The 19,435-nt window shown below is 44.0% G+C and carries 15 protein-coding genes and 1 riboswitch; of the genes, 6 read left to right on the top strand and 9 right to left on the bottom strand.

Annotation, left to right across the window (positions count from 1 at the left end):
- A partial coding sequence (locus B2W60_RS02825) for a PQQ-binding-like beta-propeller repeat protein (protein WP_292361749.1) occupies nt 1-1,070 on the bottom strand: 1,070 nt, incomplete at its 3' end.
- A gap of 310 nt (nt 1,071-1,380) precedes the next feature.
- Entirely contained in the window at nt 1,381-1,746 is a 366-nt protein-coding gene (locus B2W60_RS02820) for a hypothetical protein (RefSeq protein WP_292361748.1), read from the bottom strand.
- 571 nt (nt 1,747-2,317) lie between these two features.
- Between B2W60_RS02820 and B2W60_RS02815 the strand changes: the two genes are divergently transcribed.
- From B2W60_RS02815 to galU, 4 genes are read left to right on the top strand one after another with little or no spacing between them, the layout of a single operon-like run.
- Nucleotides 2,318-4,075 (top strand): HAD-IIB family hydrolase, encoded by a 1,758-nt coding sequence (locus tag B2W60_RS02815; RefSeq protein WP_292361747.1) that lies wholly within the window; start codon nt 2,318-2,320, stop codon nt 4,073-4,075.
- 17 nt (nt 4,076-4,092) lie between these two features.
- Nucleotides 4,093-5,316, top strand: coding sequence for a glycosyl transferase (locus B2W60_RS02810; protein WP_292361746.1), 1,224 nt, complete (start codon nt 4,093-4,095; stop codon nt 5,314-5,316).
- A 9-nt stretch (nt 5,317-5,325) separates the two neighbouring features.
- Complete coding sequence (locus B2W60_RS02805; RefSeq protein WP_292361745.1) at nt 5,326-7,077, top strand: sugar phosphorylase; 1,752 nt, start codon at nt 5,326-5,328, stop codon at nt 7,075-7,077.
- Between the two features lie 34 nt (nt 7,078-7,111).
- Nucleotides 7,112-7,957: a UTP--glucose-1-phosphate uridylyltransferase GalU gene (gene galU, locus B2W60_RS02800; protein ID WP_292361744.1), complete on the top strand. Its 846-nt coding sequence runs from the start codon at nt 7,112-7,114 to the stop codon at nt 7,955-7,957.
- Between the two features lie 45 nt (nt 7,958-8,002).
- Here galU and lexA read toward each other — a convergent pair whose 3' ends face one another.
- Both lexA and B2W60_RS02790 read right to left on the bottom strand, forming a co-directional pair.
- The gene (lexA, locus tag B2W60_RS02795; RefSeq protein WP_292361743.1) at nt 8,003-8,605 is read right to left on the bottom strand and encodes a transcriptional repressor LexA; all 603 of its coding nucleotides are present in this window, start codon (nt 8,603-8,605) and stop codon (nt 8,003-8,005) included.
- A gap of 881 nt (nt 8,606-9,486) precedes the next feature.
- Nucleotides 9,487-9,648, bottom strand: coding sequence for a hypothetical protein (locus tag B2W60_RS02790; RefSeq protein WP_292361742.1), 162 nt, complete (start codon nt 9,646-9,648; stop codon nt 9,487-9,489).
- Nucleotides 9,649-9,747: 99 nt separating this feature from the next.
- On the opposite strand from B2W60_RS02790, the gene B2W60_RS02785 reads away from it, so the two are divergent.
- Nucleotides 9,748-10,638 (top strand): pyruvate, water dikinase regulatory protein, encoded by an 891-nt coding sequence (locus tag B2W60_RS02785; RefSeq protein ID WP_292361741.1) that lies wholly within the window; start codon nt 9,748-9,750, stop codon nt 10,636-10,638.
- Between the two features lie 5 nt (nt 10,639-10,643).
- Complete coding sequence (ppsA, locus tag B2W60_RS02780) at nt 10,644-13,001, top strand: phosphoenolpyruvate synthase (RefSeq protein ID WP_292361740.1); 2,358 nt, start codon at nt 10,644-10,646, stop codon at nt 12,999-13,001.
- Between the two features lie 89 nt (nt 13,002-13,090).
- Here ppsA and B2W60_RS02775 read toward each other — a convergent pair whose 3' ends face one another.
- The 5 genes from B2W60_RS02775 to B2W60_RS02755 all read right to left on the bottom strand — a co-directional run bounded on the left by B2W60_RS02775 (nt 13,091) and on the right by B2W60_RS02755 (nt 19,402).
- Complete coding sequence (locus B2W60_RS02775; RefSeq protein WP_292361739.1) at nt 13,091-14,236, bottom strand: DNA alkylation repair protein; 1,146 nt, start codon at nt 14,234-14,236, stop codon at nt 13,091-13,093.
- A gap of 81 nt (nt 14,237-14,317) precedes the next feature.
- Nucleotides 14,318-15,067, bottom strand: a complete 750-nt coding sequence (locus tag B2W60_RS02770; protein ID WP_292361738.1) for a choice-of-anchor K domain-containing protein — start codon at nt 15,065-15,067, stop codon at nt 14,318-14,320.
- A gap of 19 nt (nt 15,068-15,086) precedes the next feature.
- A riboswitch (cyclic di-GMP riboswitch) is annotated at nt 15,087-15,165 on the bottom strand.
- A gap of 152 nt (nt 15,166-15,317) precedes the next feature.
- Entirely contained in the window at nt 15,318-16,646 is a 1,329-nt protein-coding gene (rlmD, locus tag B2W60_RS02765; protein ID WP_292361737.1) for a 23S rRNA (uracil(1939)-C(5))-methyltransferase RlmD, read from the bottom strand.
- Between the two features lie 84 nt (nt 16,647-16,730).
- Complete coding sequence (locus B2W60_RS02760; RefSeq protein ID WP_292361736.1) at nt 16,731-17,327, bottom strand: YdbL family protein; 597 nt, start codon at nt 17,325-17,327, stop codon at nt 16,731-16,733.
- Between the two features lie 11 nt (nt 17,328-17,338).
- The gene (locus B2W60_RS02755) at nt 17,339-19,402 is read right to left on the bottom strand and encodes a hypothetical protein (protein WP_292361735.1); all 2,064 of its coding nucleotides are present in this window, start codon (nt 19,400-19,402) and stop codon (nt 17,339-17,341) included.
- Between the last annotated feature and the right edge of the window lie 33 nt (nt 19,403-19,435).

Raw genomic sequence — 19,435 nt, 5'->3', positions numbered from 1 at the left:
TATGAAGGATCAACAAGCCCTAATAAATCCCCATCATCACTGCTTATATAAAGTATTCCATTATCGACAAACGGTGAGGCAAATATGGCCCATCCGGAATCAAACCGCCATGTTTGTTCACCGTTGTTTATATCAAGCGCATACAAATAACCATCCATTGAACCGAAGTAAACCTGTTCACCTGCAATTGCCGGAGATGAAAACACAACGGCTTGAGCGTCAAATTGCCAAAATGGTTCTCCACTTTCCTTATTTAAGGAAAATACCCGACCGTCTGTTGCAGCAAAAATAATCTGCTGATTTTTCAAAGCGGGTGAAGCAAACAGCCGTGAACCTGTTTCAAAGGTCCATATTGGTTTGCCTGACTCGAGGTCCACAGCAAACAACACTCCGGCATCATTGCCGACATAAAGCATATTATCTTCTTCAGAAATCACTGGAGACGCATCTATCGCTGCTCCGGTATCCAAGGTCCATAACACCTCACCATCAGTAGTGACCGCATACAAAGCGCCATCATCACTACCGAAATACAACCGATCATCTTTAATTGCTGCAGACGAATCCACTTGACCATTCGTTTTGATTCGCCATTTGAGCTCACCACTATGCCGGTCAATTGCATAAAAATGATGGTCAAGGCTGCCAATGAATACGGTGCCTTTGGCGATCAATGGCGAGGCAAACACCCGGTCTTGCGTTTCAAATGCCCATAAAAAGCTGCCGCTGAATTTATTCAAGGCATAAATATGTTTATCATCACTACCAAATATAACCTGCTCTTCAGCAACGGCCGGCGTAGAAAAAATTCCGCCTTGTGTGGCAAATTGCCATTGCTCCTGACCCGTCTTGTTATTCAAAGCCAGCATCAGTCCATCAAAACGTCCCGAAAATACCAGGTTGCCACTGGTGACCGGGGATGAGGCCGCACCCTCATCTGCATGATAACGCCAAAGCGTTTCAGGTTTTTGCTTTGGTCCCTGGGTAAGAAAGTCACCACTTCGCTGACTATCTGCCCTGAACATGGCTGAAGATTCGTTGTCCGCTTTCTCCGAACATCCACTGCTCATTGTGACTAGCAAGAAAAGTCCAAAAACCGGAATAAGCAACTTAACAAAACGATATTGGATCATGATTAACTTTTCTTAATAACTTGAAAAAATGGTCTGGCATCAATTCAGGATGGTTGATTTTGGCATCTGACCGCAGATTACAGAATCATTGAAGCGCTATTTATCGCCCCATTGGTTCCGGACAGGACATTTAATCATATCTGATGGTCTGGTGAAATTTCTTATCTAAATGACTGCATCGCATCTTCACCCAGCTGCTCGTAAAAATAGCTTCCAGCTGTGATAGATGGATAGCTCTCAAGCTTAATCATTCAGATAAAAAACCCGCTCCGCCTGGATAACCGGTCTGGTCATTTACTTGCAGGATGCGTTGTTTAAGATCCTCCTTACTTGCTGTGAACACATAAGGAGCCAGATCACGAAGACGCCCCTGAATGTAAGGAGAAACATTTTCCCCCTGTAAGAATAATTCTGTTCGGACTTCACATATCCGCATAATACCCTCTCGAAACCCGACAATATTTGCAGCAGGGCGCTTATCCTCACCTAATGTCCATCCCCTGCTCTGCCATTCCTGATAACAATCTGTAATCAAACTTTGCTTACTTTGCATATCGGCAGCGGTAAGCGACGCTGAAAACAGTAAAAACCAAATACTAAGCAGTTTATTCATTTATCCCATCTCATTTTGTTATCAACAGAAATGTTTGACTGACAAAAATCCGGGAAAAATTCATGGCTCACTGGTTTGTATGCGCTGCGGAGGTGCAAAGATGCTGTTTTGTGGTGCGAAAAAACGAATCTCAACTCAACATAAAACACTAAGAGACTGTTTTTAAATGATTTATATTTTTGGCATCGTTAATGCAATAACAAAATTGTAGTTTTCTTCAGTGCATGTTCGTTCTCTCTCGCTGCGTGCTGAGCTTTGGGTAAACCTTCGGGTTTACCCTTTTTTTTTGCGGTTATGTCGACGTTGTTGACGCTCTGTAAAAATCAAGAAGCTGAATGACCAGGAATAAATTGTCCGAGCCGAATATCTCCCATGAAAAATATCCATACTCAAACAGCCGATTGCATTTGATGAATTTCAATTTGGATTAATCGGGATTCAGAATGGTTTAAAAGCCGATAGAAGCAATACGCATTATTTAGGCTCATACTTAACGTTGAGGAAAATTTCACACTATCGGTATGAAACTTGCGTCAGGCTGTTTCAATATCGATTGGAACAGGCAATGGTGATGGTCAATCCTTCTACAAACATTCAGAATTTCCTGAGTACGCATCAGCTCTCAGCCAACTATGCAAAACAAATTGATGACTGGTTTAGCGTCATCACTGATGAATTGATTTTGCACCAAAAAAGGGCAAAACGCCCCATAATCATCGGTATCCATGGTGCGCAAGGCTCCGGTAAAAGTACACTTGCTGAATGTTTAGTGCATTTGCTGACTACCCAGCATCATCAATCCGCTATCGCTTTATCCTTAGACGATTTTTATCTCACGCATCAGCAACGAATTGATTTAGCCAATACCGTTCATCCTTTATTAGCGACTCGCGGCGTGCCCGGAACGCATGATGTTGAACTGGCATTAGCAACTATAGATAAATTGCTCTCGGAAAGAAAAAATGTTGCGATTCCACGGTTTGATAAAGCACATGATGATCGTTTTCCTGTTGAGCAATGGCCGGTACTGGAATACGCACCAAAGTTTATTGTATTGGAAGGCTGGTGCATGGGCGCCTGTCCCCAACCAGAAGATGTATTAACGGAACCAATGAATCTGCTGGAACAAAGTGAAGATCCCGATGTTTACTGGCGACGTTTTGTGAATGAAAAGCTTGAACAGGAATATCCTGCCCTTTTTCAACGGGTGGATAGCTGGATCATGCTTAAGGCACCTAATTTTGATTGTGTGTATGACTGGCGTCTGGAACAGGAAGAAAAGCTGCAACAAACAGTCAGTACAGTGAACAATAAAATCATGGATGCTGATGATATCGCACGGTTTGTTCAGTATTACCAGCGGGTCACCCAGCACTGTCTGGATACATTGCCTGAACAAATGGACTATGTATTTGAACTCAATATAGAAAGGGATATCGTGGCCTTGAAGCGTCCTAAACAATCTGTGCCAGAGGCATCATGTCCTAAGGCCTCTTTGCTGGTGTTTACCGATCTGGATGGTAGCCTGCTGGATCATCATAATTATCGTCATGATGAAGCCGACCCGGTACTGGCAAAACTTAAACAGCTGCAAATACCACTCATTCCTGTCAGCAGCAAAACCCAGTCTGAAATCGAACAGATCAGTGAATCACTGGATAATCTTCATCCTTTTATCTGTGAAAACGGGGCTGCAGTGTTTATTCCGGTGAATTATTTCCCGAGCCAGCCAGCCGATACCAAAACCTCCGGTAAGTACTGGATAAAAGAATTTGTACAACCACGCGCTCACTGGCAATCCATAATTAATTCGGTTAAACCTTTATTCAATGATGACTTCACCACGTTTGCCCAGGCAGGAATTGACGGCATTATCGCCATGACCGGTTTAGATGTGCATGCCGCGGCCCGCGCTGCCAGAAGACAATACGGTGAAGCTCTGGCATGGCATGGCAATCCGGGTAAACAAAAACAATTTATTGAAGAAGTCCGTAAACGTGGTGCTCAAGTTTTGATTGGCGGTCGCTTTTTACATGTTTCAGGACAATGCGACAAAGGTTGCGCCATTCAATGGTTGAAACAGGTTTACGAACATTTTTGCCCGGATAAACGTTTTACCAGTCTGGCGATCGGTGATAGCCAGAATGATGTCGCCATGCTGGAAACCGCGGACATGGCTTTATTAATTCCTTCACCCGTCAATTCATTACCTTCCTTAACGCGCCATAACAATGTCATGCAGGCTTCACATTGCGGGCCGCGTGGGTGGGCAGAAGGTGTACAGCAAGTCTTGCAACAGCTGCATATAAGCACGGCATTCGTGCACTAAAATTACAAGAGGCCACCATGGCAGACTTTCATCAAAATGGCATTATTACAACGCTACATAATCTGACGCATCGTCATCTGGCTGATCTGGAACAGGATCTATTGCAGTTCAGTCAGCAACGGCCGATGGGATTATTATTACCTTCTTTATTCTCAGAGCTGCAAGGTGAAGCTCTTCCAGCGATTGTGCAACAATTAAGAACCGTCCCGTATCTGTCAGAAATTGTGATTGGTCTGGATCGGGCCAATGCTGATGAGTTTAAACATGCTTTGGCATTTTTTAATGATCTGCCACAACATCATCGGATAATGTGGCATGACGGACCACGATTAAGCGCTATTGATGCTGAATTGCAGGCTTTGAATCTGGCTCCGCATCAAGCTGGGAAAGGGCGCAATGTCTGGTATTGCATGGGCTATATTTTAGCCTCAGGTAAAGCTGAATCAATTGCTTTACATGATTGTGACATCGTCACTTACAACACTGAACTGCTCGCCCGGTTGATTTATCCTGTTGCCAATCCAATGTTCAATTATGAATTCTGTAAAGGTTATTACGCGCGGGTTTCCGGAGGAAAACTGAACGGTCGGGTGAATCGTTTATTAATTACTCCCCTGTTAAGGGCGTTGAAATCGGTCATGGGGCCGAGTGATTATCTCGATTATATGGATAGCTTTCGCTATTCATTGGCCGGCGAGTTTTCGTTCCGCCGTGATGTGTTAAGCGATATCCGTATCCCCAGTGACTGGGGGTTGGAAATCGGTGTGTTATCTGAAATGCATCGAAACTATGCCAATAACCGATTATGTCAGGTAGATATTGCCGATATTTATGACCACAAACACCAGGATCTGTCTCCCGAAGATCAGCAAGGCGGTTTGTCGAAGATGTCGATAGATATTGCTAAAGCATTATTCCGTAAACTTGCCACCAAAGGCACCGTGTTCAGTCCTGAACATTTCCGCAGTATCAAAGCCACCTATTATCGAATCGCACTGGATTTTGTAGAAACCTATCGAAACGATGCCGTAATGAATGGCTTGAAATTCGATATTCATCAGGAAGAAGCCTCGGTGGAAATGTTTGCCCGAAATATCATGGATGCCGGACAGATTTTTCTGGAAAACCCGATGGAAACACCTTTCATCCCCAGCTGGAACCGGGTGCAAAGTGCTTTGCCGGATATTTTTGGACGCATCTATCAGGCGGTGGAAGACGACTATCAGGAATTTTCCGGTTAAAGGATGACCATGACATCAACATCTGAACGGCCAGCTGTATTTCAAAATGTGCTTTATCACCTGAACACTGTGTATGGCGAGCTTAAAGACCCTGAAATGCTTGCTGCCCTGACCAATGAGTTATTAGCCATTATGCGGGTAAACCCTGAGGCACAGTCCCCTCAGCCACATCAGAATAAATGGCAGGCCAGTGATATTGCCATGATCACCTACGGCAACAGTGTGTTAAAAACGGGTGAATCCCCCCTACAGACACTTAAACATTTTTTGGACGATTATTTTGCGGATTGCATTAATACCGTGCATATCCTGCCGTTTTTTCCGTACTGCAGTGATGATGGTTTTGCGGTAAAAGATTTTTTTCAGGTCAATCCGGAATTGGGTGACTGGGGAGATATTAATGCCATCGCAAAAGATTATCGGCTGATGGCTGATCTGGTCATTAATCATGGTTCAAGCAGCAGCCAATGGTTTCAGAACTTTATTGCCGGTCAGGGTGAAGGTCACGATTTTTTTTATACCTGTGAGGCGGATACCCCTGTTTCTCTGGTTGTGCGTCCACGTATTACGCCACTGTTAAGACAAACTGAAACGGCTCAAGGTATTAAACATGTCTGGTGTACTTTCAGTCATGAACAGGTGGATTTTGATTTTCGTAATACTGAAGTATTGAAAACCTTTGTAAAGATTATTCGCTTTTATCTGGATCAGGGAGTTCGCCTGTTTCGTTTGGATGCTGTGGCATTTTTATGGAAACAGGCTGGAACCAATTGTCTTAATCTTCCCCAGACACATGAGCTGATCCGATTGCTGCGCTTATTGATTGAGCAGGCACAGAGTGATGCCGTGATCATTACTGAAACCAATATTCCGAACCGGGAAAATCTGAGTTATTTCGGCAATGCCAATGAAGCACATTGGATTTATAACTTCTCATTACCACCACTATTATTAAATACGTTGATTAGTGGGAACTGCCGTTATTTACGCCAATGGCTGATGAGTATGCCGCCGGCTCAGAATGGTACGGCTTATTTTAATTTTATTGCCTCTCATGACGGTATTGGCTTGCGTCCTGCTGAAGGATTATTGACTGATAATGAGATCGCTGCACTGATTTCAACCATGCAGGGATTTGGTGGTGAAATCTCCTGGCGTGCCGCGGAAAATGGCATCAAAAAACCCTATGAGATCAATATTGCGTTATTTGATGCGTTGCAAGGAACAGTAAAAGGTCCCGACCAATGGCAACAAGCCCGCTTTATTTGCGCACACGCGATTATGCTGGCCCTGGAGGGTATCCCGGGTATTTATATTCATAGCCTGTTAGCCACTGGAAATGATTATCAACGGCTTGCGAAACATCAGCATAATCGCGCGATCAATCGCCATCAGTGGGATGATTCTGCCATTCGGACAGCTCTTAAACATCCCGCCAATAATCACTCTCAGATATACCAAAAACTCACAGGGTTGATTACGCTTCGCACTCAACATTCAGCATTTCATCCCAACGCAACGCAATATACCCTACAACTTGGCGATGCCTTATTTGGCTTCTGGCGACAAAGTATTGACCGCCGGCAAAGTATATTCTGTATATTTAATATCACTGATCAACCGCAAACGCTTCGTATCGCCGATCTCAACCTGGTTGCAACTGATGATTGGCATGATCTTGTCAGTGGTGAGGCTATCGATTCCTGGCAAATTGAAATTCAGCTATCTCCCTATCAATGCGCGTGGTTGAGTAATCGCTGATTTCCGCCACTAAATTTTACGAGGACCCATATTCATGACAGCAAACGTTTCAATTCGTAAATGCCTTTTCCCCGTCGCCGGCTACGGCACACGTTTTTTACCGGCCACCAAGGCGATGCCTAAAGAAATGTTGCCAATCGTTAACAAACCCCTTATCCAATACGGTGTAGAAGAAGCCATGGAAGCTGGATTGCACAGTATGGGCTTTATTACCGGACGGGGTAAAAGAGCGATTGCCGACCATTTTGATACCAGTTTCGAACTGGAACATCAGATTTACGGAACGAGCAAAGAGTCTCATCTTGATGACATTCGCAATGTGATGGATGCATGTGATTTTATTTTCATGCGTCAGCGCGCCATGCTGGGTTTGGGACACGCCATCCTCACTGGTGAGCCCATAATCGGTGATGAAGCTTTTGCGGTATTGCTGGCAGACGATTTATGCGCTACACCTGAATCCGGTGGCAAACGTGCATTAGGTCAGTTAGTCGATCTTTATCAGAAACATCAATGCAGCATCGTGGCAATAGAAGAAGTTCCAGCCGACGCAACCGGTAGCTATGGTGTGATATCCGGTGATGAAATTGAACCCGATATTTATCGCATTACCGATATGGTTGAAAAGCCTAAACCGGAAGATGCGCCCAGTAATCTGGCCATTATCGGGCGTTACGTTTTGACGCCCGATATTTTTGATTACCTGCGTAATACTCCCCCAGGTGCCAATGGCGAAGTACAGATCACCGATGCCATACGGGCAATGGCTCAGGAAAAACCGGTACTGGCAGTCAAGTTTAAAGGACATCGTTTTGATTGCGGCAGTATCGCGGGTTATGTCGAAGCAACCAATTATTACTATACTCAACAGTATGGTTAAGCCTGCCAGGTAAAAACCGGCTGTTAAGTTTCACGCAACCGCTATTCAGGGATAAGTTCGCAACTGCCCCACCACTACCCCCTGGATACTGAGTCGTTTAGCATCAATCGTCACAGGTTCAAACGCTTCATTTGCCGGCATTAAGGTAATGGTGCCATCTTTATTGACCAGCATGGTTTTAAGGGTGGCATCATAACCATCAACCAGTGCCACAATCATGTCACCATGCCTTGCCTGTCTTGTTGATTCTACAACCACATAATCACCCGACATGATGCCTTTGCCAATCATGGATTCACCACTGATTTTCAAGACATAACGACCTTTCCCTTTGAACATACTACCAAGGTCAATTTCAGACTCATCGGCTACGGCCTCGATCAAACGTCCGGCCGCGATTTTTCCCATCATCGGGAAAACCAGTGATTGCTCTGAAAACACCTGCTCATTCAACTTCAACCCTCGCGTTCTGCCTGTCAGCCGTTCCAGATAGCCACCATCAATCAAAGCCTGAATATATCTGTGAGCGGTACCCTGTGAACTGATACCCAGCCCCTCGGCAATTTCAGTGACTAAAGGTGCTTCACCATTTTCATTAATGTATTGGCGAATAAAGTTGAGCGTGTCTTGTTGTCTTTTAGTTAGCATACTTTTCACCTGACATGAGAATATAACGAGAAGAGAAAATATAGAGAATTTTTACTGCATACACAAGAAATATTTTTAATTCTTTTGCATCACCGGCCATATCATTGAAATCATGGAAGAAGCATTGTTTTTGACTGGCATAATCAATTTGCAGATGGTATCTTTATTAGTCGAAAATGATTGGTGTATGAGGCAAAAATGTTAAAAAAGATTGATGAATTTTTGATGCAGAAGTTTCCACATATCATTCTGCTATTCACCGTTTTCTGGTTGGGTTTGGTCGCAATCGGATGGTATTTATCGTAGTTCAGAATTAGCTTTAAATGGCCTGCCATCAAGGATAAACCTAATGGCTATGATTTGATCCAGATCAATGCCTTCTGGGTGATACAGCTTGATAATTGATAACGGATAGACGAAATATCTAACCGTTATTAAGGAGTTTTATCATGCACAAACTTGAAGAATGGCTAATGGAACATTTCATCGAATTTATAATAGTTATGTCGCTCGCCTGCATAGGGCTTGTAGCTTTCGGTTTATTGATGGCCTGAACATTTTAAGGGTCAGATCTCGTTAAACTGGTCTGATTTTGATGGTGCTTTAGGGTCATTTCCAAGGCAGTTGTTGGGCCAGATAAAGAATCCCTACAGTAGTGGCTATGAAACATAAGCAGACACTGATGTCCTGAAGTTGGATCTGAATTCATATTCCTTGAGGAATAGAACATAAGATTCTTTCAGGACATTTGTTTTTTATAATTCAGTTTCAGCGGTTTAAAGCAGCAAACAGTCGGATATCGTTTCCCTGCTAAATAGAAAACCCAGCCTCTGCATATTTATGTCATTGGGGCGTTTGCGTAAAGCCTTCTTACTACACATTTAAATTGGCAAACCTGACAGTTTTACCGGCGAAAACATGTCCAGAATGACCATTAATAATGCCGCAAAATAACGTTCATTCAGCATTGCCACTCTGTCAGAAACTTCATGTTCTCTCGGCGCAATATGATAGGTAATAACCGCTCGTAATTTACGATACAAAGAGTTATCTTCGTTTTCTAAAATTTGTATTCAAGCTTGCCCCCAGCGCCTCCAAACTTTTTGTTGATCAAAACAGCCATTTCAGCACATCATTACTAGATGAGTGAACTAACCGAAAATTATAACCAACCAATCAGAAACGTTTTTTTTGTATCGGATCGTACCGGTTTAACGGCAGAATCTTATGGAAAGTGCTTATTAGCGCAATTTCCTGAAATTGAGTTCGAAACAATTACACTGGCTTTTGTCGATACCAAAGAAAAAGCAGAAGATGCTCGCGAACAAATTAACGCGCTGTGTACAGAATCTGATCTACCGCCTCTGGTTTTCAGCACCTTAGTGAATAACGAAGCCCAACAGATTATCGAAGATTGTGATGGCTTTGTAATCAGCCTGTTTCATCAGTTTATCGGTTCTATGGAAGAGTTTCTTCAGGTGCAATCTTCTCAGAAACAAGGTGTTTCACGAATTTCGATCAGTGATACCACCTATCAAAAACGTCTGGATGCGATTGACTATGCACTGACTCACGATGACGGCATTCGCCCGGATCAATATGAAGAATCTGATATCATTTTAGTGGGTGTTTCACGTTGCGGTAAAACGCCTACCAGCTTATATTTAGCCATGAACTTTTCCCTTAAAGTGGCTAACTATCCGTTGACCGCGGAAGATTTGGAAGCAGAAGAACTGCCGGAGTATCTGAAAATTCATCGGCATAAACTTGCCGGTTTGACCATTAAACCTGTACCCCTGAGTCGTATTCGCCGCCAACGTCGCCCTGACAGTAATTACTCCTCATTGGAAATCTGTCAGCGAGAACTAGATAAAGCAATGAGTATGTTTGAGAAAGTTGATATTCCGGTATTTGATACTACGAATACCTCTATTGAAGAAATATCCAGCCGTGTTGTTCGCTCCATGGGGCTTGCGCGTGAGCGCATCCGCGAATCAACCATTACATTTAATAAAACTAAAAATTTAAGGTAGTTGTCATGACCGAATATGTAATTCCACTCGATAAGTTGTGCATGAATGATGTCGGGAGAGTTGGTGGAAAAAATGCGTCTTTAGGCGAAATGTTGCAGAATTTAGCACCTTTGGGCGTCGCCGTACCAAGCGGTTTTGCAACCACAGCGGATGCCTACAGAGAGTTTTTAAAACATGACGGGCTACAAGACCAGATAAACGATTTATTACGTGAACTGGATGTGGACAATGTCGTGGCACTGCAAAAAGCGGGCAAAACCATCCGTGATTGGATCATGACCATTCCCTATCCCGAAAAAATGGAAGCCGCGATTGATGAGGCTTATCACAAACTAGTTCAAGAATATGGTACGTCAACCAGCTGGGCTGTTCGTTCATCTGCAACTGCAGAAGATTTACCGGATGCATCATTTGCCGGTCAACAGGAAACCTTTCTCAATGTTTCCGGTTTAGACAATATCAAGTTTGCCATCAGAGAAGTGTTTGCGTCGCTATTCAACGATCGGGCAATTGCCTATCGCGATCATCAGGGCTTTGAGCACAGTGAAGTAGCTTTATCTGCTGGTATTCAAAAGATGGTGCGTTCTGACATCGCTTCTGCCGGTGTCGCGTTTACGTTGGATACAGAAAGTGGTTTTCGTGATGTCGTCTTTATCACCGGTAGTTACGGCCTTGGTGAAATGGTCGTGCAAGGTGCGGTAAATCCCGATGAGTTTTATGTTCATAAAACAACCTTGGCGGCTGAACGCCCGGCGGTATTACGCAGAACACTCGGTCAGAAAGCGCTGAAAATGATTTATTCCGGAGACGATAAATCACCCGTTAAAACCGTCGATGTAGACCCCGAAGAACGATTACACTTTTGTCTGAATGATGAAGAAATTGAGTCATTGGCCCGCATGGCGATGGTTATCGAAAAGCATTATCAAAGACCAATGGATATTGAGTGGGCCAAAGATGGCAATGATGGTCAGATTTATATTGTCCAGGCACGTCCCGAAACTGTTGAAAGCCGCAGTGTAAATGTCACTGAACAATTCATCCTGAAAGACAAAGGTGAGTTATTAGCAAGAGGTCGCGCGATTGGCAGAAAAATAGGCCGCGGCCGGGTCCGGATTTTGAGCAGCCTGGATCAAATGGATCAATTTGAAGCCGGTGACGTTTTATTAACTGACATGACCGATCCTGATTGGGAACCGATCATGAAAAAAGCAGCCGCGATTATAACCAATCGTGGTGGACGTACCTGTCATGCAGCCATTATTGCGCGTGAATTAGGTATTCCGGCAGTCGTTGGTTGTGGCGATGCCACTGAAAAAGTCGCTGAAGGCATTTCGGCAACGGTTTCCTGTTCTGAAGGCGATGAAGGTTATATTTACCAGGGGCTTCTGGAATTTGAACACCGTGTTCAGTCATTGGATCAAATGCCCGAATTACCCGTCAAAATCATGATGAATGTGGGTAATCCGGATCGTGCCATGAGTTTCTCACAACTGCCTAACGATGGTGTTGGTTTGGCCCGGCTGGAATTCATTATCAATAACACTATCGGCATTCACCCTAAAGCCTTAATGGCCGCAGATAAAATGGATGCTGAAGTACAACAGATAATTAAAGAAAGAACCACCGCCTACGGTGATCCGGTTGAGTTTTATATCAGTCGTATCACTGAGGGCGTTTCGACCATTGCTGCAGCATTTCATCCATCTAAAGTGATTGTACGTATGTCCGATTTTAAATCGAATGAGTATGGCAATCTGATTGGTGGCGCGCAATTTGAACCTCACGAAGAAAACCCGATGATTGGTTTTCGTGGTGCGGCACGCTACAGTTCGCCTGAATTCGAAGCTTGCTTTGAACTGGAATGTGAAGCAATCAAACGTGTCCGCGATGTAATGGGCTTAACCAACGTCGAAATCATGATTCCTTTTGTTCGTACATTAACTGAAGCTGAAGCTGTTATTAAGATTCTGAAAAAGAACGGACTGGAACGTGGTAAAAATGGTCTGCGTGTGATCATGATGTGTGAATTACCTTCAAACGCAGTACTTGCCGATCAGTTCCTTGAATTCTTTGATGGATTTTCCATCGGTTCTAACGATATGACACAGCTGACACTTGGCCTGGATCGTGATTCAGCACAAATTGCTAAAGCGTTTGATGAACGCGATCCAGCCGTTTTGGCAATGTTGGATATGGCGATTAAAGCTTGTCACAAAGCCGATAAATATATCGGTATATGTGGTCAGGGTCCTTCAGATCATCCTGATTTGGCAGAATGGCTGCTTGAGCGAGGTATCAGCAGTATTTCATTAAACCCGGATACTGTCGTCAGTACCTGGCAGGCATTAGCCAAACAGTAAGATTTGCACTACAAATACTATGAGCCCTGCGGGGCTCTTAGTGTTATGTGTTCGTTCAGCGTTTTTCCGGCAATACGTTTAGGGAAAATTCAGTCAAGCAATAGATTCATTGAGGCTTGATTGTAAACCACCCCATTGATAAGTATTTCAAAGGTGTGCCGGCCACTGTAATACTGTCTGGTAGTGAGTTTTAAAAATCCATGTGACTTACTCAGACGAATACTTTCTCTTGCCAGTAACTCGATATTTTTCCATTTATATACTTTTGCAGTGGTCGTACCGTTGGCTTTAACGTGCCATACACGATAGTCCACGACCAATACCTGGGTTTGATCTGCTGCAGAATGTATTTCGGCCTGCAGAACCAGCGATTCCCCCAGTTTTAGCTGTTGCTCAGTGAGAACTAAATCAACCTGGACTCGAGGCTTCTGAGTGAATCCCAGTAATGGAAATACTGCGGGCTCCCCCGCTTTAATAAGACTGCGGAGACCATGACGAATAATCCAGCGGCGTTGGGCTGTTGAATCGTTTAACCAATCACCACAAAGCTCAATAACCTGTTGGGGATGATCTTTACTGATATCGTTCAGATTGTTGGCGACCGATTTTTGTACATAGCGACTATGATCATCTTTGAGATAATTAAGTACCGTAAATATTGGCTGGGGATTTAGTTTCAAGGCTGTTAAATGCCCTCCCCAGGGCAATCTTGGTCGCATTCCCTCGGAAGCCAGTCTTCGGACATGCTCATCAGCATCCTGGCTCCATTGCAGCAGGTGATGATAGGTTAACTCAAAATGCTGGTCGATATAGGGCCTGATAGCAAATTCAGCGGTAAACAGTCGAGTCAAATGACTTAATAAATCCAATGCCGTTTCAGGCTGATGCAATCCTTGTTTGCCAGCATAGTCGATTAATGGCCATGCCATAAAACTGTACCAGCCCTTATTAATATTTTTATCTGGCCAGTTGTCAGCAAGCTGTTTGAGCCATTTAGCCGTGTCTGAATAATCCTCAATTAATAATTCCGTTAATACCGTGCTCAGGTGGCTGACTCGGCTTTTAAGCGGCTTAGCTTCCAGATCATCAGTCGACTTTTGTATAAACTCATCTGCCGGAAAAGACGGCTTATATTGTTTGATTAACCGGGCTAGTATTTCGATGGATCCGGCATTGATATGATCTTTCAATAAAGGTGCTGCATTGGTTTCAGCCGGCATATCAGACTTTTCCATATGTATTACTCGCATATTTCAGACATAAAAAAACCGTGGTATAAAACCACGGTTTTTTATTTTACGGTATTTACGAGAGGTTTAAGCTTGTTGTAATTTTGCTCTTCTACGCAGAGCTATAAAGCCCATTAAACCAGAACCGAATAACCATACTGCTGCAGGTAAAGGCACTGCAGATGGCATTGAAGTAAATTGGCCAAGCAATTTAACTGTTTTGTCTTTACCTTCTTTCAGGAAGATTTCATCCACCAGTTTAATACCATGTTTGGTATGAATCCCAAAGCCGGTCAATTCAAAGAAATAATCTGTGCCTTCGTGACTTAAAAACTTCGTCGGTACAGAATTCAGGAAAGTGATGCTGTCACCTTCAGGATTCACTGTATTATCAAGTGAAAATCCATAGGTAAAGGTTTCAGAAAATAAAGACGGACTACTGAAATCAAGAGTCAGTGCTAAATCAACACTTTCAGCTTGAGTGCCAGAATAAATGATACCGTTATTGAAGTTTAGATATCCCGCAACAAAAGTCTGATTAACCTCAGTATTAAAACCAGTATTGTAATAAGTTAACGAACTTGGGTCTGAATATTGAGCAACCTTATCTTTCGTGTTGTAACAGAAAAAACCGTGACAAACCTTGTTATATTCGTAAGTATAGTGAGTCAGAGCACCTTCGCCCCATGTAAAATGGTCAGTACCAACACCTGAAGTAACCATACCGGAAGGACCAGTAGGATTTTCAAAAGTGCCTGAAGTACTGCCCTGGAATGTAGCGGCATTAGCGGTTAATGAAACAGCTAAAAGTGAAACAAAAAGTAGCAAATTTTTCATAAAATTTCCTTTTCAGAAAAAAAGCAACCCGGCTGTCTTTTCATTAAGACCCGTGGTTTTCCGTCTCTTGGTTCACACCAAGGTTGGCACTCTGTATTAATATTATTGCGGCTCATACTTTGAGCAACGGTGCCTATATTAGAGAAAAAAAACCTGAAAACCATTGTACCTTGGTACTATCAGTCACTTTTTCGCGTACTTAGTCACATTCTGAGATATTTTTAAAGGTTTATTCACCCGAATCTTTTATTCATTTTTTGAATAAAGCTATGGATTCAACATGACTGGTATGTGGAAACATATCCATGATGCCTGTTTGCATGAGCGTGTAACCATATTGATTGACTAACTCTCCGGCATCACGAGCCAACGTTGCCGGATTGCAGGATACGTAAACAATAGTTTCGGCCCCCAGATCAGCAATTTGACCAAGAACTTCTAAAGCGCCACTCCGGGGCGGGTCCAGTAATACTTTGGTGAACCCGGCTGTTGCCCATGGATAGTCTTTAAGTTGGGTGACAGTCAGATCAGCCATTTCAAATTCAGCATTATCCAAACCATTGAGTTGCGCATTACGTTGAGCATGCGCCACCAGCGATTTATCACCTTCGACCCCAACCACACTGCTGACACGCTTAGCCAGAGGTAGTGTAAAGTTGCCTAATCCACAAAATAGATCCAGAACCCGATCTGTTTCCTGCAAATCCAGTAATTCAATCGCCTTGGCAATCATTTTATGGTTGATACCGGCATTTACCTGGGTAAAGTCGCCCGGTGCAAATTCCAGTCTGAGCCCTTCTTCAGGAGCATAGTGCAATTGTGGTGCTTCCGGCCATAACGGGCTGACGGTATCCGGCCCACCCGGTTGTTGATATATCCATAAATCATGTTGCTGACCATAGTGGATTAATTTCTGTTTATCGGTTTCGCACAATGGATCCAGATTACGGAATACCAGTGCAGTGTTGGCATCATCCATTGCAACTTCGATTTGGGCAATACGGTTGTAGGCTTCCAGTCCGGCAATCATTTTGCCTAGTTCTTCCAGACGTAAACCCACCCGAGGGTCGAGGACTTCGCATTGAGATAGTTCAGCCAGATATGGTGATCCCTTTTCGCGGAAACCAACCAGAACTTTTTCTTTTTTTGTCACATATCGAACACCCAGACGGGCTTTTCGCCGATAGCCCCATAATGGCCCAGTTAAGGGAGCCAACCACTGCTCAGGAGTAAGCTGACCAAAATGCGAAAGTTGCTCCTTTAAGGTATCTTGTTTCAAGCTTAATTGGGCTTGTGGAGACATGTGCATCAGACTGCAGCCACCACACACACCAAAATGCCGGCATTTAGCTTCAACGCGATCCACGGAAGCATTTTCGACAGAAATCACTCTGGCCTCATCGTATTTTTTATGCAGCCGGGTATAGAGAAAAGACACGTTCTCACCAGCTAGTGCACCATCAACAAAAACCGTTTTGCCTTCAATTCTGGCAATGCCACGACCATCATGTGAAAGACTCTCGATATTTGCCTGGACAGCTTCAGTAGGTAGCCGTTTTCTTTGATTACGTCGTGCCATTTGTTCAAACCTGTTTAAATTGGATAGTCATAAAAAAAGTCCGGTTATGCCGTGGCACAACCGGACTTTCCAGTGATGAGATTATTATTTTTGCTTCCAACTGCCACCTTGTTGGAACCACCAGCCTTTAGCTGCGTTACTTATCCAGCGTCTGGCAAAGGTTTCCTGGATATCTGATTCCCATTCAGGATGACCATTGGCGCGGGCAATTTCAGCATATAACGCTTTGCGATCCTGATTCTCTTCTGCAATCAGTGTATTAACAGTATTGCGATCTTTAAGCGGCACGGCTGAAGCTTCTCGTAAGGTAATCAAACCGTTACTGGTTAAGCCAATTGCTCCGGTTTGATAAAACGGATGTAAGCGCTCATGACGTTGTTTCATTTTCGCCTGTAAGGCATTAATGGCCGGCGAATTAATATTGATATTAGCTTCTGCATGGACAGGCGACACCATCCAGTTCAATACTTTTAACGCAACAGGAGTATTATGGTTTACTTCACTGGTCTCCTTCTCCTCAGGCGCACTCGGTTGCGGTTGGGTTTCCCGTCCCCATACATCTTCAATAATTCTGTCTGCGGCTTTTTCAGCGGCAGCAGCAGGGAAATAAATATTGATGGTGACGCAGGAAATCAGCATCAAGCCCGCTGTAGTGCCCATTAACCATTTAAATAAACGCATTAGACTTTCCTTTATTGAATGACCGGTCCGTCGCTCTGACTGACCGCTTTTAATCTGGCAATTAATTCCGGCCAATCCACCTCCCGGGTGTAGCCGACTACATTAATCCATGGAGGCAGACCGCCACCTTTGACAATATAGTAACCCTGCTCGGTTGCTTCGATACCATCCATTTGACAGACCGAATTCATCAACCGACAACTTAGACCAATTTTCTGATAGGAAAAATCTTCAAACAAGCCCATAAAGCCCCGCGATAAAATCGCACTCGGACCACCACCTATCTGCGAAATATTATTCACTGCACGCTGACTGATTCGACGGCGCCCAGGATCCTTGTCCGGCGTCATAAATACCGCATCAAATTGCACGGGTTGCCAGTTGGATAAGCGAAGATTATGTATTCGCCCGTTAATTTTGCCGCTTATATTACCAAAATCAAAGGTACTGGTGAGTGTCTGTAAGTCCAGACGGTTTATATCAATATTCGCATAAAGCTGAGGCAGGCTTCCAAACGGCTGTTGTAAACGAAGATCTTTTATTACCGTTGTGCCATCAAATAACTTCAATAACAGCGCCCCATCCACACTGATGATCTCGTCAGCATAACTGACTTTTGGAATCATACCGGATAATTTTCCCTGCAGTTCAGGCCAGCCCAGCAAACGGCTTAGCTGATCCATCGAAACCGGACTTAATAAGCCCTGAAACTGCCAGCGTGTTCCCTGTTCTTCTGCCAGACTTAATTGAAAATTATTCAGTGTTAATTCACCGTCCAGAATTGGTAATAACAAACTGTCGGTAAACTGAATCTGATTCTGACTGACTTCTGCCTGCAAAGTTGAGCCGCCCAAAGGCATCGATAAAACTGATGCGGATTGCCAGCTTAATATGACCGGCAATACCGCCGTTTGGTTGGTCCAGGCCATTTGCCCTCCGAGCCTGTCAATGCTGAATCGCCCAGCCTCATCTGCCAAACTGACTGACTGCAGATCCACTATGAATTGATACTGCTCATTGTCCCATTGGATATCGGCATCAAGTTGCCCGCTTGCCTGCAAGTGACTCAGCGAGGATCCCGGAATAAACGGCTGCAGCCAGTCTTTATACAATATGCTTATGTCACTGCTATTCAGATCCATTTTCAGGTGTTGTAATTGCGTATTTTGCCCCTGCAATTGTCCCGCTGCCTGAACAGATTCTCCGTGTTCAAACCGCAGCTTTTGTATCTGCCAACGTTGTTCGTTGAAAGAAAGTTGCCCCTCACTGCTTAGCATGACGGGCTGTTCAGCCAAATCTAAAAATATGGGTTCAAAATAGGCCTGCCCATCATCGACAGTCAGGGTTTGTTCCCAGCGCCAGCTTCCCGACTCGGCTTGCAGTTCCAGCGTGAGCTGCGCGTCTACTGTTTCTGCTACATAACGTCCACTGGGGTCAGAAAATCCGACATTACTTAGTGCGCCGGTAACCGAAGCTGATGTCAGATTTTGCTGCTGGCCTTTTAGTTTAGCCTCAATATCGGCGATGACATTAACATTCCATTGTGAAAACAGATTAAGCTGTTGCTGGTTAATATAGGGGCTGACAACACGCATCAGGCTCGCCAGTGCAAGTTGCTGTCCGGTTAGCTCAGCTTGCCAGTCGCCTTGTTGATAACTGGCCTGAATGGATAATTGGCCTTGCTCAATCCGAATGTTTTTAAGTGAAAGCTGATAATTGTCTTCTTCGACCTGGGATTGAACGCTAAACGATAATTTTTGACTGCCCCATTGTGCATGAGTGAAGTCGACTTGACCGGCCTGACAGTCAATTTGTCCGGATACCCAGCGTAGCGTGTCACAACGAAGTCTGACATCTGATAATCGGCCAAAAGGTTCAGCTAACTGAACACCGTTGGCAGTGGCGCTAATAACCAACCCCGTGGTTTTTAAATCAATTTCCACTTGCAAACCACTGATATCAACCTGTTCGCTTGACCAGTTACCAATCTGGATTGATACCTGTTCTATTGCACAGACCGATGTGGCTGATACGAGTAACAAAACCGTTAAAAACAGGGTCAGTTTATTTTTCATGGGCGCCTCTGTTGTGACTCTGAAAAATCAACA

This window comes from Methylophaga sp. UBA2496 (genome assembly GCF_002341635.1).
Classification (GTDB): Bacteria; Pseudomonadota; Gammaproteobacteria; order Nitrosococcales; family Methylophagaceae; genus Methylophaga.
Note: the sequence above shows the minus strand (reverse complement) of the source record. Positions and strands in the feature narration are given on the sequence as shown.

Coding starts and splice junctions, on each gene's coding strand:
- B2W60_RS02820 (WP_292361748.1), bottom strand. CDS start 1,746: ATGAATAAACTGCTTAGTATTTGGTTTTTACTGTTTTCAGCGTCGCTT.
- B2W60_RS02815 (WP_292361747.1), top strand. CDS start 2,318: ATGGTCAATCCTTCTACAAACATTCAGAATTTCCTGAGTACGCATCAG.
- B2W60_RS02810 (WP_292361746.1), top strand. CDS start 4,093: ATGGCAGACTTTCATCAAAATGGCATTATTACAACGCTACATAATCTG.
- B2W60_RS02805 (WP_292361745.1), top strand. CDS start 5,326: ATGACATCAACATCTGAACGGCCAGCTGTATTTCAAAATGTGCTTTAT.
- galU (WP_292361744.1), top strand. CDS start 7,112: ATGACAGCAAACGTTTCAATTCGTAAATGCCTTTTCCCCGTCGCCGGC.
- lexA (WP_292361743.1), bottom strand. CDS start 8,605: ATGCTAACTAAAAGACAACAAGACACGCTCAACTTTATTCGCCAATAC.
- B2W60_RS02785 (WP_292361741.1), top strand. CDS start 9,748: ATGAGTGAACTAACCGAAAATTATAACCAACCAATCAGAAACGTTTTT.
- ppsA (WP_292361740.1), top strand. CDS start 10,644: ATGACCGAATATGTAATTCCACTCGATAAGTTGTGCATGAATGATGTC.
- B2W60_RS02775 (WP_292361739.1), bottom strand. CDS start 14,236: ATGGAAAAGTCTGATATGCCGGCTGAAACCAATGCAGCACCTTTATTG.
- B2W60_RS02770 (WP_292361738.1), bottom strand. CDS start 15,067: ATGAAAAATTTGCTACTTTTTGTTTCACTTTTAGCTGTTTCATTAACC.
- rlmD (WP_292361737.1), bottom strand. CDS start 16,646: ATGGCACGACGTAATCAAAGAAAACGGCTACCTACTGAAGCTGTCCAG.
- B2W60_RS02760 (WP_292361736.1), bottom strand. CDS start 17,327: ATGCGTTTATTTAAATGGTTAATGGGCACTACAGCGGGCTTGATGCTG.
- B2W60_RS02755 (WP_292361735.1), bottom strand. CDS start 19,402: ATGAAAAATAAACTGACCCTGTTTTTAACGGTTTTGTTACTCGTATCA.